The organism is Pseudodesulfovibrio nedwellii, assembly GCF_027923765.1.
In the GTDB taxonomy this organism is placed as follows: Bacteria; Desulfobacterota; Desulfovibrionia; order Desulfovibrionales; family Desulfovibrionaceae; genus Pseudodesulfovibrio; species Pseudodesulfovibrio nedwellii.
On the sequence record NZ_AP026709.1, the window covers coordinates 1,933,964 to 1,949,358 of the forward strand.

13 protein-coding genes are annotated in these 15,395 nt (G+C 54.1%); 11 read left to right on the top strand and 2 right to left on the bottom strand.

What is annotated here, in order from left to right:
* Positions 1–6: 6 nt before the first annotated feature.
* Positions 7–1,020, bottom strand: coding sequence for an HD-GYP domain-containing protein (locus SYK_RS09060; protein WP_281759938.1), 1,014 nt, complete (start codon positions 1,018–1,020; stop codon positions 7–9).
* Positions 1,020–2,462, bottom strand: coding sequence for a pyruvate kinase (gene pyk / locus SYK_RS09065; protein ID WP_281759939.1), 1,443 nt, complete (start codon positions 2,460–2,462; stop codon positions 1,020–1,022). The genes SYK_RS09060 and pyk overlap by 1 nt, the downstream gene beginning before the upstream one ends.
* A gap of 282 nt (positions 2,463–2,744) precedes the next feature.
* On the opposite strand from pyk, the gene SYK_RS09070 reads away from it, so the two are divergent.
* The 11 genes from SYK_RS09070 to murC all read left to right on the top strand — a co-directional run bounded on the left by SYK_RS09070 (position 2,745) and on the right by murC (position 15,389).
* On the top strand, positions 2,745–3,191 hold the full coding sequence (locus SYK_RS09070) for a division/cell wall cluster transcriptional repressor MraZ (protein WP_281759940.1): 447 nt from the start codon (positions 2,745–2,747) through the stop codon (positions 3,189–3,191).
* Entirely contained in the window at positions 3,191–4,171 is a 981-nt protein-coding gene (gene rsmH, locus SYK_RS09075; protein ID WP_281759941.1) for a 16S rRNA (cytosine(1402)-N(4))-methyltransferase RsmH, read from the top strand. Before SYK_RS09070 ends, rsmH begins: the two co-directional genes overlap by 1 nt.
* Positions 4,168–4,452 carry a hypothetical protein gene (locus SYK_RS09080; protein WP_281759942.1) on the top strand — a complete coding sequence of 95 codons (285 nt, stop codon included), beginning with the start codon at positions 4,168–4,170 and terminating at the stop codon, positions 4,450–4,452. The genes rsmH and SYK_RS09080 overlap by 4 nt, the downstream gene beginning before the upstream one ends.
* A 51-nt stretch (positions 4,453–4,503) precedes the next feature.
* Positions 4,504–6,465 (top strand): penicillin-binding transpeptidase domain-containing protein, encoded by a 1,962-nt coding sequence (locus SYK_RS09085; RefSeq protein ID WP_281759943.1) that lies wholly within the window; start codon positions 4,504–4,506, stop codon positions 6,463–6,465.
* Positions 6,440–7,969, top strand: a complete 1,530-nt coding sequence (locus SYK_RS09090; protein WP_281763258.1) for a UDP-N-acetylmuramoyl-L-alanyl-D-glutamate--2,6-diaminopimelate ligase — start codon at positions 6,440–6,442, stop codon at positions 7,967–7,969. Before SYK_RS09085 ends, SYK_RS09090 begins: the two co-directional genes overlap by 26 nt.
* Positions 7,966–9,354, top strand: coding sequence for a UDP-N-acetylmuramoyl-tripeptide--D-alanyl-D-alanine ligase (locus SYK_RS09095; RefSeq protein WP_281759944.1), 1,389 nt, complete (start codon positions 7,966–7,968; stop codon positions 9,352–9,354). The genes SYK_RS09090 and SYK_RS09095 overlap by 4 nt, the downstream gene beginning before the upstream one ends.
* Positions 9,351–10,427 carry a phospho-N-acetylmuramoyl-pentapeptide-transferase gene (gene mraY, locus SYK_RS09100; protein WP_281759945.1) on the top strand — a complete coding sequence of 359 codons (1,077 nt, stop codon included), beginning with the start codon at positions 9,351–9,353 and terminating at the stop codon, positions 10,425–10,427. Before SYK_RS09095 ends, mraY begins: the two co-directional genes overlap by 4 nt.
* A 13-nt stretch (positions 10,428–10,440) precedes the next feature.
* Positions 10,441–11,745: a UDP-N-acetylmuramoyl-L-alanine--D-glutamate ligase gene (murD, locus tag SYK_RS09105; protein WP_281759946.1), complete on the top strand. Its 1,305-nt coding sequence runs from the start codon at positions 10,441–10,443 to the stop codon at positions 11,743–11,745.
* Complete coding sequence (gene ftsW / locus SYK_RS09110; RefSeq protein ID WP_281759947.1) at positions 11,738–12,862, top strand: putative lipid II flippase FtsW; 1,125 nt, start codon at positions 11,738–11,740, stop codon at positions 12,860–12,862. Before murD ends, ftsW begins: the two co-directional genes overlap by 8 nt.
* Entirely contained in the window at positions 12,859–13,938 is a 1,080-nt protein-coding gene (gene murG / locus SYK_RS09115; protein ID WP_281759948.1) for an undecaprenyldiphospho-muramoylpentapeptide beta-N-acetylglucosaminyltransferase, read from the top strand. Before ftsW ends, murG begins: the two co-directional genes overlap by 4 nt.
* Positions 13,939–14,000: 62 nt before the next feature.
* The gene (gene murC, locus SYK_RS09120) at positions 14,001–15,389 is read left to right on the top strand and encodes a UDP-N-acetylmuramate--L-alanine ligase (RefSeq protein ID WP_281763259.1); all 1,389 of its coding nucleotides are present in this window, start codon (positions 14,001–14,003) and stop codon (positions 15,387–15,389) included.
* Positions 15,390–15,395 lie beyond the last annotated feature (6 nt).

Here is a 15,395-nt window from a genome sequence, read left to right on the forward strand (position 1 = left end):
AAAAACTTACGGTTTCATCTTGAGATCCATCATGAGCAGCATCTGCAAGGCCTTGGTAATTTCACGATCATATTTAGCATCCTGAGCCAACGCCATGGATGCCGGCACCAAACCCACGGGTTCCGCGTAAGGACGCTTGGTAATCATGGCACAAAAGGAGTCGGCCACGGCACACAGGCTGCCCGCAAAATCCTGCTTGATGCTCTTGAGTGGATAACCCGATCCATTAGCCCGTTCGTGATGTTGGGTCACACACTGCTCGATTTCAGCAAATCGCAAACCGAGCTTATTGAGCATCTCATAACCAACTTTTGTATGGGCATTGATCTTACTCCGTTCATCGCCGGTCAATGGTTTTTCCTTGGAACGAATAAAAACCGGTACTTTGGCCATGCCAAGATCGTGCAAAAACAATCCGGCCAGAACATGATCAAACGTCTTACGCTTCACTCCATCAGTAAACCCTTTTTCCTTGATCTTGCCCCACAAGGCCAAACCAAGAAATCCAGTATTCACGGAATGATTTTCCAGGGAGTGTTCGGTATGAAGTCGACGAACCAACGCGCGGGAACGGCGAATATCAGTGTATAGATATTCGGAGAGAACCATGAGGTCCACCCAGAGCTTCTCGAACACGGCTTTCACCGGCTGTTCGAAAAATTCGGCCAGCCTTCGGGTCAATGCCTGAGTGAAGATGTCGGCAATCTCTTTTTCCTTGAGATTTCCGTCAACCAACACCAAATCAAGCTGGTAACTGATATGCTTAACGTACACAGAATGGTCTTCGCGTGAAACAAAGATCATCCCATCTTTGGTCATGGTGAGCAATTCTTCGATCTGCTCATTGGTCAAGCGCCCCCCCACCTTGTAGTAAGGGATAATTCGGGAAACATCTTCCTTGAACGAAAAGATATTCAACGGTGGACGGTATTTATTAAAACTGCCCAGAATGTCGGCACTGATCTGATAGTATTCCTCATTGAGACCGTCGGGGATGTCGTGTTTCTGCGCAGAAGTCATCAGTTCTCTTCTTTTTTGAGCTTTTCATACAGCTTGACCACATTGGTCTGGGTAACCGCCTTGCCTTTCTCCGGCTGCCCCGCTGTGACAACAACAATATCACCTTCCTTGAAGGCGGGAGACTGCCGAACAAATACTTCGGCGCGCTCCTGATGGTCGTCTATAACGTCCAGCGGTTCTGCAGGGATAACTCCCAATGAAAGATTTGTGAAGTGTCTAACCATAGAATCAGTACTTAAGGCATAAATTGACTGTGCGGGACGGCACGAAGACAAGATTCGCGCAGTCGCACCGGAAGTGGAATGACAAACGATGGCCCTGGCGTCCACCTTGCCTGCCAACATGGCAGCGGCGTGAGCCAAGAAGGTAGACGGATGTTCCTTGACGCCATCCGCAGCCACATTACTCAAGCCAGTCTCAAACATGTACGCTTCTATCTCGTAGGCGATCTTGCGCATGAACTTGACCGCTTCGCCCGGATACTGCCCCACAGCGGTTTCTTCTGACAGCATGACACAGTCCGCACCGTCCAGAATAGCGTTGGCGACGTCAGTTGTCTCGGCACGGGTGGCCATGGGTGAATTAACCATGGACAGCAGCATTTGGGTCGCCACGATAACGGGCTTACCCAACTTGTTGCAGGCACGAATGATCCGTTTCTGCGCCGTGGGCAATTCAGCCAGATCAAGTTCCAAACCGAGATCGCCACGGGCAACCATGATGCCGTCGGCTTCCTGAAGAATTCCATCCAAACAGTCCAAAGCTGCGGTCCGTTCAATCTTGGCAATAATGGGCACACGCCGCTTATACTGAATCATCTCGGCGCGCAGATTACAAATGTCCTCTGGCTTCTGCACAAAACTCATGGCGACAACGTCCACACCCAAATCCATACCAATGGCCAGATCAGCCTTGTCCTTGTCAGTCAACGGAGCAAGCGTGGTGGTTGTACCGGGGAAAGTGATGCCCTTTCGCGGTGGACAGATGCCAGAATTGGTCGCCACCAAACGTATGAGGTGCTCCCCTTCGATCTTGACGACTTTAAACCGGATAACGCCATCACCAAGGGCAACAGGATCGCCTTCCTTCACACCCTGCAGCATCTCGGGAATGTCGAGACAAATGAATGGCCCGCTATCTTTTTTATACTCGTCAGGTGTTCCCAACAGAACTTCAGTCCCCTTGTTGACCTCGAAAGCGCCAAGCCCCACATCACAGGTACGGATCTTGGGTCCTGACAAATCCTGAAGCACCGTCAGGGTGTATCCTGTCTCCTGCTCCAGTCGACGAATGATCTCCACCATCTTGGCAAAAAACTCTCGCCCGCCGTGAGAAAAGTTGAGTCGAAAGATCTTCGCCCCAGAAGCCACCAAATCCCTGACAGCTTCGTAAGTCTCGGTTCCCGGCCCCAGAGTAGCGATTATCTTGATATGCCTATCCATGCCAGCCTCCTTGTACAGCCCCCATTCAAACGGATGATTTACCCGAAATGGGAACGTCTTATACGCTGAATTTACTCTTTTTTTAAAAAACCCAATCCCTCAGATTTACGGCAAGTCTAGGCCGCACCCCCAAAAAAAGCAATGATACTCGATTATTTTTGCCGATCATTCTTCGGCGGAGTGGTTGACTTTCCCTTGATTTTCAAGCACAGGTGGGAAGAAGTGGAAATCAGTGTAAGATTGGTGTAAGAATGTGGGGCACACGGTTGTTCCGGGGGAAAGATGAAGTTTAAAGGTCACGCACACAGAAGTCTTGACGACAAAGGACGGCTCATATTGCCGCCCGAGTTCAAGGATTTGATCCGCGCCGAATCACCGGACGCGGTCATGGTGCTGACCATTTACGACAAACATGTCATCGGCATCACCCCGGAGCAGTGGACGTTGCTTGAAAGCGAACTTGACGGGATCAAGGCACCGAGTCGCGCCCTCCAGAACATCATTCGCCTTTTCAATCTCGGCTACACCGAAATAAAAGTCGGCAAGCAGGGACGCATAGCCATTCCCGCGCACCTGCGCAAGTCGGGCAAACTGGAAAAGGAAGTGGTGGTCATGGGAGCAGGGAAACGGTTTGAAATCTGGTCTGCAGAGAGCTTCGACCAGCTGCTTGAAGAGGACAATGACGTGTCCGCAGAGCTGGCTGAAAATAACGTCGCCCTCCCCTTCTGATGAAGCAGGGCAACAACGATCCCGCATCGCTGCACACGACTGTTCTTTTACATGAAGTTGTCGAGTGGCTTCGACCCAAACCCGGTGGCCGTTATATGGATGGCACACTTGGTATGGGCGGCCACAGTCTGGCGCTGTTACAGGCGGCAGGTGACAAAGCCGAACTTTTGGGGCTTGACCGTGACGAAGAGGCTTTGACGCTGGCAAGAAAGCGTCTCGTGGATTTCGAAAACAGGGTTCACCTGTACCACACCCCCTTCTCCGGTTTTGAGGAAGCTCTGGATGACATCGGTTGGGATACGGTTGACGGCGCGGTCCTGGACCTCGGCGTCTCCTCCATGCAGTTGGACGTTGCTGAAAGAGGATTCAGCTTTGTTCACGACGGTCCATTGGACATGCGCATGGACCCGGATTCCAACGCTTCGGCCGAAGATTTGGTCAATACGCTGAAACACGGTGATCTGGCGCGAATCATCAGAGTCTATGGGGAAGATCCCCTGGCCGGGAAAATCGCGTCTGCAATATTGAAAGCACGGGACAAGGAACGAATCACACGAACGCTCCAACTGGCGAGCATAGTGAGATTGGCCTATCCGCCCAAGATGCGGCACACAGCCCGCAATCATCCGGCGACCCGTACCTTTCAGGGACTGCGCATAGCAGTGAACAGGGAAACTGAGGAACTTGAGTATTACCTTAAAACCATCATCGGACGCCTAAAACCGGGCGCGAGAGTGGCCATCATTTCGTTTCACTCCCTGGAAGACAGGGCGGTGAAGCATTCATTTCGGGATGCTGCCAAGGGGTGCAAATGCCCCCCGCATCAACTTCACTGCACCTGCGGTGGCATACCCGAAATGAAAGTGCTCACCAAGAAACCGTTGGTCGCCTCGGAAGCTGAAAGGAACGTGAACCCCCGCGCCAGGAGTGCCAAACTCAGAGTCGCGGAGAAACTCGGACCAAACGGGGAAACCGTATGAGCAAAACCGACAAAACGCTCCTCTGGATGACACTGTGCCTCCTTGGCATGGCGCTCACTCTTGGCTTAGGAGCTGTTTGGTTGAACATTGAGCGTATGGATCTCGCCTATGATCTACGTAAGATGGAATTGAGTCTGGACCAGAAAGAGGATCTGGCAGTGAAGCTGACGGTTGAGAGGAACAACCTGGTTTCACCATATCAGCTCAAGAAGCTCGCAAGTCGGCTCGACTTGGGAGTGGCCGCGCCGGGACAGATACGGCGAATAACGGACACAAGGTAGCTTCGCGTACTGCCATATACGCGCCGCACAGTGGGAACAACAGGGATTACAATGGCAAAGGACAGAAAAAGGCGCACCGATCTAAGCGGAATCAAAATAGGGCTAGTCATAGCCTTGTTTACGGTTGCGCTTACTGGTTTGTGGGCTAGAGCCGGATGGGTTCAACTCCATGACGGCGAATATTTGGCCAACAAGGCCTCCAAACAAAGCCTCGCCGCCGAATGTGAATACGGTGAACGGGGTCGCATCTTTGACCGCAACGGTCAGATGCTCGCCACTTCTGTCGAAGCCAAATCAATTTTCGCCCGTCCCTATGAAATCGAAAACATCGATATCGCAGCAGACACCCTTTCCCGCGACCTCAAGTTGACCCGAAGAACAGTCTACAAGAAACTCAAATCCAAGAAAAAATTTGTCTGGATAAAACGGCAAGTTACAGACCGTGAAGCCTCTGCTGTTGCCAAAGCTGATCTGCCCGGCATTCGCCTGACCAGTGAATTCAATCGAATTTATCCCAATGGGCACCTTGCCGGACAGTTACTTGGTTTCGTGGACATAGATGGTCAGGGCCGGGAAGGCATGGAACTGGTTTTCAACAAACGAATGACGCCAAGCAAAGCGGAGTTCGTCGTACAACGTGATGCCACTGGCCGCCGCTTGTATCTTGACGCCCATGGACGCGAAATGGACATCAACGGTCTTGATGTCACGTTGACCATTGACACTCATCTCCAGCACGCCGCAGAACAAGCTCTTGCGAAATCCATCGCCAAATACGAAGCACGTGCGGGCATCGTACTCGTGGTCGATGTAAAATCCGGCGACATCCTCGCCATGGCTAATCAGCCCTTCTTCAATCCGAACATGGTACGCGTATCCAAACCTTCCCATAGGCGGCTGCGCCCCATTACTGATATTTACGAACCCGGTTCCACCATGAAACCGTTCCTGTTCGCTGCAGCTCTTGAAGAAGGTGTGATCGAACCGGACACCTTGATCAACTGCGAAAATGGCAGATGGCGCGTGGCCCGCAAGGTCATTCGCGACACTCACCCCGAGAAATGGCTGCCCGCGCACAAGGTCCTTCGGTATTCCTCCAATATAGGCTGCGCCAAAATCGGAATAAACATGGGCGCGAGCGTCTATCATTCATACTTGACCAAGCTCGGCTTCGGCGAGAAGACCGGCCTCGGCCTGCCTGGCGAATCGTCCGGCATTGTCATGCCTGCTACAAAATGGACATCCGTTGATCTGGCGGCCATCAGCTTTGGTCAGGGAATCGGAACAACTCCCGTTCAGCTCGCCAAGGCCTTCCTCTGCATTGCCAACGGCGGTATCACCAAAGACCTCAATCTGGTCAAACAGCCTCGAGTTGAACGTAAAAACACGGCCACTCAGGTCTTCAGTCCCGAGACCACAGCCAAAGTCCTCTCCATGATGAAGGACGTTGTCCACGAAGACGGCACCGGCCGTAGAGCCCGCATTCAGGGTATCACCATGGCTGGTAAGACAGGCACAGCCCAAAAAGCCTCTTCAAAAGGTGGTTACGGCGATCAATACCTTTCTTCCTTTGTGGCTCTTGTTCCCGCCGACGAGCCGGAACTGCTGGTCATAACCATGATCGACGAACCACAAAAATCCAACTACGGCTCCATGGTCGCGGCCCCGGTCTGCCGCGAAGTTACCGTGCGGACTCTGGCCTACCACGGCAAGCTGTCCGAAACACTCGACACCGTTGTTACCGAAAACATGTCTGTCGATTCGCTGGCCGAAGAAACACTGCCTCAAGCAGCCTCTGGACCTCTGGCGCATGTCGATACCAACGCGGTTCCGAACATTACTGGAATGCCCGTTCGCAGAGCTCTGGAGTTGTTAACTAAAATGGGAATAGTCCCTGTGCTCAAAGGCCAGGGAATGACGGTCAAAAGCCAAAAGCCCGCAGCCGGGCAACCATGGCCCACGGACCAAAACACGGAGGGTACGGATGATGTTTTTGTTCTCTGGCTCTCATAGTGGCAAGGAAAAGGACAAGGAACACGGCGTTATGGAATTTGAAACCCTGCTGAAAGAAGCGGAAAAAGGCCTTGTTGTGCGCACGGACTCGCGCAAAGTTCAGGATGGAGAATGCTTCGTCGCCATGCCCGGGACTGCGGTCCGGGGACTCGACTACATCCCCAGTGCTCTGGACAATGGTGCGCGCTATATTGTCGCACCCGAAAGTGCCCGTGATCTTGTTGCTCCCGTCGTGGAGGAAAAAGCCTTGGCCGTGTACGTGGAAAATCCCGCAATAGCTCTGGGGGAACTGGCCCGTGCCCATTTTCATCTCACAGACCGTGACGTAAAGTTGGTGGGCATTACCGGCACGAACGGCAAAACCACGACATCCTACATCATCGAGCACCTGCTCGCTTCCGCCGGTCTGAAAGTCGGCGTACTCGGCACGGTCAACTATCGCTGGCCCGGTTTCCAAATCGAAGCCTCCCTGACCACACCGGACTGCTGGATGATTCACGAACTCATCTTCAACATGAAGAAAGCCGACGTGGATGTTGTTCTCATGGAAGTATCTTCCCATGCGCTAGAACAATACCGCGTGGCCGGTCTCGACTTCAACGCCGGGGTCTTCACCAATCTCACGCAGGACCATCTCGACTATCACGGCGACATGGAAACTTATTTCAGAGCCAAAGCCAAACTTTTCAAGGATTACCCGACTGAAACCAAGACGAACATTTCCAACTACAACGACCCGTATGGCCGAATCCTCCTGGCAGAATGCCCTAATTCCATAGGCTACGGCATCGGCGAGATTTCCACTGTACGACAGGAAGTCGGTGACCGAGACATGATACAGGGCCGCATTGCCTCCATGGACGGACAGGGTATCGAACTGGAAACCACGTACAAGGGTAAAAGCTGGACCATACACTCTCCCTTGATCGGCGCTTTCAACGCCATGAACCTAATGGCCGCTCAGGCTGTTGGACTTCAACTCGGGCTCAACTGCAAAGACATGCGTTCGTTGAAAGATTTCCCAGGTGTTCCCGGCCGCCTTGAGCGCGTCATGAACGATCACGGCCTTGATGTTTTCGTCGATTTCGCCCACACACCGGATGCTCTGGAAAACGTTCAGCATACACTCAAATCGCTCAATTTCAAACGACTCATCACCCTGTTCGGCTGTGGCGGAGACCGTGACCGCACCAAACGCCCGATTATGGGACAGGCCGTGGCGCGGTATGCAGATGTGGCAGTGCTCACATCGGACAATCCCCGTTCCGAGGATCCCACGATGATCATGGACGATATCCGCCCCGGACTGGCAGGCACCCCTCAGGTTATTGAACACCCTGACCGCAAAACCGCTATAGCCATGGCCCTCAAGGAAATGAAACCAGGCGACGTTCTGTTGGTTGCTGGAAGAGGTCATGAGCCAAACCAAAAAATCAACGGTGAAATTATTCCCTTCCTTGATACGGAAGTCACCGCCCAACTGCTTGAGGAAATGTATTCGTGAATCTGACATTGGCTGACGTAGAACGCTGCCTCGGCGGCATGGCCGAAGAGGGCCACACTCAAATCGTCATCGCTTCGGTGAAGACGGACTCTCGTACAGTGGAAAAAGGCGACCTGTTCTTCTGCGTCAGCGGCGAGAATTTTGACGGTCATGAATTTGCGGCACAGGCCGTGAAGCAAGGTGCTGTCGCGATTGTTGCTTCACGTATGCTGGACGACGTAGATGCACCTGTCATCATGGTCCGCGACGCCGTAGACGCTCTGGGGCGTCTGGCCGCATGTTGGCGTGACATGTGCGGAGCCAAACTCATCGCAGTCACCGGCACAGCGGGAAAAACCACGGTCAAGGAAATGCTCTATGCTGTGGCCTCACAAAAATTCAACACGGCCAAAAACTACCGTAATTTCAACAATCAGATAGGTCTGCCCCTGTCCATGCTCAAAGCAACAGTTGAACAAGATCTTTGGATCATGGAGTTGGGCATTTCACAGCGCGGCGACATGGAAGAACTGGCCCCTATCGCCAGCCCAGACATCGCGGTCATCACCAATGTCGGCCCCGGCCATCTGAAAGGACTGGGCAACGAAGCCGGTGTCGCTCACGCCAAATCCACCCTGCTCAGGTATCTACGCCAGCCCGGTTCCGCCATTATTTCGATGGACTATCCATTACTCTGGGACGCTGCCCGCGAACTCGTGGACGCTCCTATCGGATTTTCCACCAACAACGATTCTCACACCTCCTTTGTTGCCTCGTTTCTCGGGGCCGGAGCCAGTAATCTGGGACGTTTCCGGCTTCGGACCCCCGAGGGCGAGGAAGAATTCGAGGCACCATTCTGCGGCGAACACTACGCCGAAAACTTGGCCTGTGTAGCTGCCGTGGCCCATGCTCTCGGCATGAGTCGAGCAGACGTTATTTCCGGCGTTCAGTCGCTTGAACCGGACACCCAACGGTTCTGCTGCAAACCCAACGGAGACCTCATGATCATCGACGACACGTACAACGCCAACCCCCTTTCCATGGAACGGTCCATTGAAACCGCAGCCAACATGGCTGACGGCAAACCATTGGCCCTCGTTCTCGGTGATATGCGCGAACTCGGAGACGAAGCTGTTATGCGCCATGAGGAACTCGGACGCACCATCAAGGACATCTCCCCGGCGGTTGTCTTCTACAAAGGAAACCATTTCGAGGACGTTGCACGAGAATACGGCAAGAAAATGCACAAGGTCGACACGCAGGAAGATTTCGCCCATGCGTGGCAGTCCTTCGGCGCGGCCGATGGCGTGGTTCTGGTCAAAGGATCGCGTTCCCTCAAAATGGAACTCTTCGTGTCCGCCTTATGTGCAGGACGCACTGTGAACGCCCAAGGAGGCAAACAGTGATATATAATTTTCTCGTACCGCTTTCCACGGACCTGGGTATTCTCAATGTCTTCAGGTACATCACCTTCCGCTCGGTGTGGGCGTTGTTGACCGCTCTCATTATTTCCATCGTGTTCGGTCCAGCCATGATCCGCTGGCTCAAACGCATTAAATGCGGTCAGTACATCCGCGAAGACGGCCCTCAGCATCAGGCCAAGGAAGGCACCCCGACAATGGGTGGCATCATGATCCTGATCAGCGTGGGCGTGTCCACTCTGCTCTGGGCCGACCTGTCCAACATCTACATATGGCTGACCCTGCTCGTATACTTCGGGTTCAGTGCCATCGGTTTCGCCGATGACTACATCAAAGTCGTCAAGCGACAGAATCAGGGATTGTCCGCCAAGGCCAAATTTTCCCTGCAATGTTTGGTGACTGCCGTGGCCATTGCCTTGCTCATTCAGGAGCCAGCCTATTCCACGCAACTGTCCGTACCGTTTTTCAAGAATTTCAACCCTGACCTCGGCTGGTTCTACCTGCCCTTCGCCATGGTGGTCATGGTCGGAGCGAGCAACGCGGTCAATCTGACAGACGGACTCGACGGACTTGCCATCGGTCCAATGGTCGTTGCCATGGCCTGCTTTGCTATTTTCATCTACGTGTCCGGCCACGCAAAAATGGCCGATTATTTACAGGTACAGAGCATACAGGGCATCGGAGAAGTGACCATTTTTTGCGGTGCCATGGTCGGCGCAGGGCTGGGCTTTCTCTGGTTCAACGCGCATCCGGCGCAGGTCTTCATGGGCGATGTCGGTTCACTCGGACTCGGCGGTGCACTCGGATTCGTGGCCGTACTTGCCAAACAGGAACTCCTGCTCGCCATTGTAGGCGGCGTGTTTGTTTTTGAAACCCTCTCGGTCATTCTTCAAGTCGGATATTTCAAACTGACAGGCGGCAAGCGTATCTTCAAAATGGCCCCGCTCCATCATCATTTCGAGCTCAAAGGCATCCCTGAATCCAAGATCATTGTCCGATTCTGGATTCTGTCCATACTCATGGCTCTCATGGCCCTTTCCACACTCAAACTGAGGTAATCGAGGCATCATCGTGAATCGTATCGTCCGCAACTTCATTGACCAGCACATCCTCTCCGGCAAACAAGCCGTAGTGGTTGGCGTGGGCAAATCAGGTCTGGCCGCAGCCCGTCTTCTCGACGTGCTGGGTGCCAACGTGCGCGTGGTGGACAGAAATGAAGATGTGACCGAAGACACTCTGGGTGAACTCAAAGGGAAAGTGGAACTCGTCACCGGACCGCATAAAAAGAGACACTTCTCAGACGCGGACATCATAGTGTTCTCCCCCGGTGTGCCGGTAAAAAAACTTGCCCCGGTACTGGAAGGCATTGCTCCGCACACCATGGTCTCCGAACTGGAATTTGCTTCGTGGTTCATCGAGGCTCCCATGTTGGCTGTCACCGGTTCCAACGGCAAAACCACGACGACCACACTCATTTCCGACATTCTGGAACAGGCTGGTCGCACGGTCTTCACGGGCGGTAACATCGGCGTCCCCCTGTGCGAATATCTGTTAGACATGGAACCCGCCGAAATCATCGTGCTTGAAGTTTCCAGCTTCCAGCTCCAAAACTGCCGTCTGTTCAAACCCCATGTCGGCGTATTCCTAAATTTTGCGGCCAACCACCTCGACTACCATGAGGACATGAACGAATACCTTGAGGCCAAGCTGACGCTGTTCAACCGCATGACCGGCGAAGACATCGCCCTCATGCACGAATCCATGCGTGACATCATGAAGGACCGCTCCTTCACCAATGCCCATGTCCAATGGTTCGACGCAACAGACCGCTTCGACGCCCCCCATCTTCCCGGTGAACACAACCGCTCCAACGTGGAAGCCGCATGGCAGGCAGTGAAGCAGTTCGGCGTAACCAAAGAACAGGCTGCCAAAACCATCCTCAATTTCAAACCGCTGGCTCACCGCATCGAACCTGTGGGTGAGAAAAGAGGCGTCCTGTACGTCAACGATTCCAAAGCCACCACGCTAGAAGCAGCTTTAGCCGCAGTCCGCTCTTTCGATCGTCCGGTCCGCATTCTTATGGGCGGTGTTTGGAAAGGAGGCGATGTGGTCGCTTTTGCCAAGGGCATTAAAGGTTCGGTTGTTCATGTAGGTCTGTTCGGCGGAGCCAGAGAAGAACTGGAGCCAGAACTGTCCAAATCTTTCACCGTGACATGGGATGAGACGCTGGAAAAAGCGATCAAACGGCAAACTGCCAAAGCCGATGCTGGTGATGTCATCCTGCTTTCCCCGGCCACGGCCAGCTTCGATCAGTACAACGGAATGGCCCAGCGCGGCGCGGATTTCAAACGTGTAGTTGGAGGTCTCGATGACTAACCGACTCAACGCGAAGAAAAACGGAACCGCCAGAGGCCGCATTGATCCGTGGCTGCTCACTGCCACCATGATTCTCGGCGGCTTCGGCCTCATCATGGTCCTGTCCGCATCCGGCATCATGGCCGAACGGGTCTATGGCGATAAATATTTCTTCTTCAAACGGCAACTCATGTTCACAGGCGTGGGCCTCGCTGCCATGTTCTGCTGCATGCAGATTCCCCGGCGCGTGCTCTACTCCATGACCTACATATGGGTCGGCATTGCCATCGTGTTACTCAGCATGTGTATCTCGCCACTCGGCGTCTCGGTCAACGGGGCCAGTCGATGGATCAACCTGGGGCCGGTCAACCTCCAGCCCCTAGAATATGCCAAAGTCGCGCTGGTCCTCTATCTCGCTTACTTTTTCGCCCGAAAACAGGACATGGTCCGCACCTTCTCGGTCGGTTTCCTGCCGCCTTTCCTCGTAACCGGCTTCCTGTGCGGCCTATTGTTGCTGCAACCCGATTTCGGTGGCGCGGTTGTCATGTCAGGCCTACTTTTCTTCATGTGTCTGGTGGGCGGCACCCGGTTCAGTTACCTGTTTATCTCACTCATCTTCGCAGGTGGCGCGGGCTGGTTGCTCATCTCGTCCTCCCCATACCGTTTCAAACGGTGGACTGCCTTCCTCGATCCATTCGCCTCGGCACAGAATGAAGGCTACCAATTAGTACAATCCCTGTACGCCTTCGGTTCCGGCAAAATTTTCGGCACAGGCATCGGCGCAGGCCAGCGCAAACTGTTCTTCCTGCCCGAAGCACACAACGACTTCATCATGGCCGTTGTCGGCGAAGAACTCGGCTTTGTCGGCATGTCACTTTTCTTCATCGCCATTGGATTATTCCTTATCAGAGCCTTCCGCGTGACGCTCAAAGTAGAAGACCTGCAAGACAGATTCACCGCATTCGGTGTGACCTGTATTCTTGCCCTTGGCATGATCCTGAACCTCGCGGTCGTGCTGGGAACAGTACCGCCCAAGGGTGTCGCCATGCCATTCATCAGTTACGGAGGTTCCAGCCTGACCGTTTCCTTCATCTGCGCAGGCATCCTGCTGAATCTCTCCAGGAGGGTTAAAGCATGACGCTCAACAGAGTCATTCTCACGACAGGCGGCACAGGCGGCCACATCTTTCCGGCTCTGGCTGTTGCCACGGAACTCACCCTGCGCAACAAGGGTGTTGAAATCATGTTCATGGGCGGCCCCGGCCCGGAAGGCGACATGGCGCGCAAACACGGCCTCCGTTTTCTGGAGCTCCCGGCCTCGGGCATTATGGGACGCGGCATTCCCGGTATTATTTCCGGCATGGGCTGGCTCGGAACAGGGATGCCCAAAGCCATCGCCGCAGTCTGGGGGTTCAAACCGGACGCAGTTATCGGTTTCGGCGGCTATGCGGGCTTTTGCCCGGTGGTTGCAGCCAAAATCCTCGGTATCCCCACGGCCATTCACGAACAAAACTCCGTTCCCGGCATGGCCAACAAGGTGCTAGGGAAAATGGTCAAACGAATTTTCTTAAGTTTCCCGGACGCCCTACGGGTATTCCCAACGCACAAGACGTATCTCACCGGCAATCCGGTGCGACTCGACATCATTAAAGCTGCCTCCAAACGCAGAGCCCGTCCTGAAGGCAAACGAGTTCTCATACTCGGAGGCAGTCAGGGTGCACGGCCCATCAATGATGCCGTTATCAAGGCACTCCCCTCGCTCATGGAGGCAGGTGTAACCTTGGTACATCAGGCAGGCAAAATGGATTTCAATAGAGTTCGTGCCTCCTATGAAACCGCAGGAGTCGATCCTGCACAGGTATACGAATTTATCGAGGACATGGGGACTGAATACGCGCTCTGTGATCTGGCAATATGCCGATCTGGTGCAACAACGGTCTTCGAAATCGCGGCGGCAGGGGTTCCAGCCATTTTCGTGCCTTTCCCCCAGGCCACGCACAACCATCAGACAATGAACGCCAAAGCCATGTCGGACATCGGCGCGGCCCGGTTGCTCCCTCAGTCGGAACTGACTGGGGAATCGTTGGCAACCGCCACACTGGATTTGCTCAACACCCCCGAGCAGTTGACCAACATGGAAACAGCGGCACGCGAATTCGCCAAGGTGAAAGCGGCCGCGGATATAGCGTCAGGGTTAGAAGCCCTGACGGCGTAGGAGTTATAGTTATGGCAGCACAAGGACCATACCTGACTATCGGCGGCGAAGCCTGTCCGGCAATGCGAGCTCGAGTGAACACCATTCATATGGTGGGCATCGGCGGCTCCGGCATGAACGGCATCGCAGAAGTTCTCATCAACATGGGATTTGAGATTACCGGCTCGGACTTATCTGCTTCGGCGGCAGTCAGACGGCTGGAAAAACTCGGAGCCACAGTTTTCATCGGCCATGGCGCGGACAACGTGGGCAACGCGGACGTGCTCATCAAATCCACAGCCATCCCGTCCAAAAACCCGGAACTGGTAGAAGCCCGTGAACGAGGTATTCCCATCATCCCCCGCGCTGAGATGCTGGCCGAACTCATGCGGTTGCGCACGGGTATCGCCGTTGCCGGAACCCATGGCAAGACCACGACCACCTCGCTCATGGCGACAATTTTCACGGAAGCGGGTCTTGACCCCACCGTCATTATCGGCGGCAAGCTGAACACCTATGGAGCCAATGCCCGGCTCGGCGACGGCGATTATCTCATTGCCGAAGCCGATGAGTCAGATGGTTCGTTCCTGCGTCTATCTCCGATCATCACCGTGGTGACAAACGTGGACAAAGACCACATGGACTTCTACGACAATCAGGATGCCATCGACCTGTCATTCATCCGATTCATGAACTCCATTCCCTTCTACGGCATGAACGTGGTCTGCGGTGACGACGAGGGTGTGCAACGACTGCTGCCCCTGATCAAACGCCCGTATATGACCTATGGAATCGGCCAGCAAAACCGTCTGCGCGGCGAAATCATCAGTTCTCACCTACGCTCTCTGTTCAAAGTCTATCTGGACGGCGAAGAATGGGGCGAAGTGACTGTAGCCCAACCCGGCACTCACAACGTGCTGAACTCTTTGGCCTGCATCGGCGTGGCCCTGGAAGCGGGACTGAAAAAAGAAGACATCATCACAGGTCTTGCCAACTTCGGTGGTGTGGGCCGACGCTTTGACCGCAAAGGCGAGCATAAGGGTGTCATGGTTGTGGATGACTACGGCCACCATCCGGCTGAGATTCAGGCCAACCTCAAAACCGCTAAGGAATGCTATCCTGACCGGCGGTTGGTTGTGGCCTTCCAGCCGCACCGTTTTTCACGGACTCAGGCTCTGTTCGGCGAATTCTGCAAGGCATTTACCGACGCGGATCTGCTCCTGCTCACGGAAATCTATCCGGCATCGGAATCACCCATTCCCGGCGTCTCCGGTCTTTCACTGGCTCAAGGCATCAAACAGGTGTCTGAAACCAAGGTGCAGTTTTTCCCGGATTTCGATTCCATCGAAAAACGACTCAAAGACACACTCAAACCCGGCGACCTGTTCATGACACAAGGAGCAGGCTCAATCTGGCGCATCGGCGAAAACTGGCTCAACCAGCCCGACGAACCGGACGACAACGAGGAATAAGGAACA

Bases quoted from the DNA above. Each gene is read 5' to 3' on its own strand.
- pyk (WP_281759939.1), bottom strand. From the start codon at position 2,462: ATGGATAGGCATATCAAGATAATCGCTACTCTGGGGCCGGGAACCGAG.
- rsmH (WP_281759941.1), top strand. From the start codon at position 3,191: ATGAAGCAGGGCAACAACGATCCCGCATCGCTGCACACGACTGTTCTT.
- murC (WP_281763259.1), top strand. From the start codon at position 14,001: ATGCGAGCTCGAGTGAACACCATTCATATGGTGGGCATCGGCGGCTCC.
- SYK_RS09090 (WP_281763258.1), top strand. From the start codon at position 6,440: ATGTTTTTGTTCTCTGGCTCTCATAGTGGCAAGGAAAAGGACAAGGAA.
- SYK_RS09080 (WP_281759942.1), top strand. From the start codon at position 4,168: ATGAGCAAAACCGACAAAACGCTCCTCTGGATGACACTGTGCCTCCTT.
- SYK_RS09070 (WP_281759940.1), top strand. From the start codon at position 2,745: ATGAAGTTTAAAGGTCACGCACACAGAAGTCTTGACGACAAAGGACGG.
- ftsW (WP_281759947.1), top strand. From the start codon at position 11,738: ATGACTAACCGACTCAACGCGAAGAAAAACGGAACCGCCAGAGGCCGC.
- SYK_RS09060 (WP_281759938.1), bottom strand. From the start codon at position 1,020: ATGACTTCTGCGCAGAAACACGACATCCCCGACGGTCTCAATGAGGAA.
- SYK_RS09085 (WP_281759943.1), top strand. From the start codon at position 4,504: ATGGCAAAGGACAGAAAAAGGCGCACCGATCTAAGCGGAATCAAAATA.
- murG (WP_281759948.1), top strand. From the start codon at position 12,859: ATGACGCTCAACAGAGTCATTCTCACGACAGGCGGCACAGGCGGCCAC.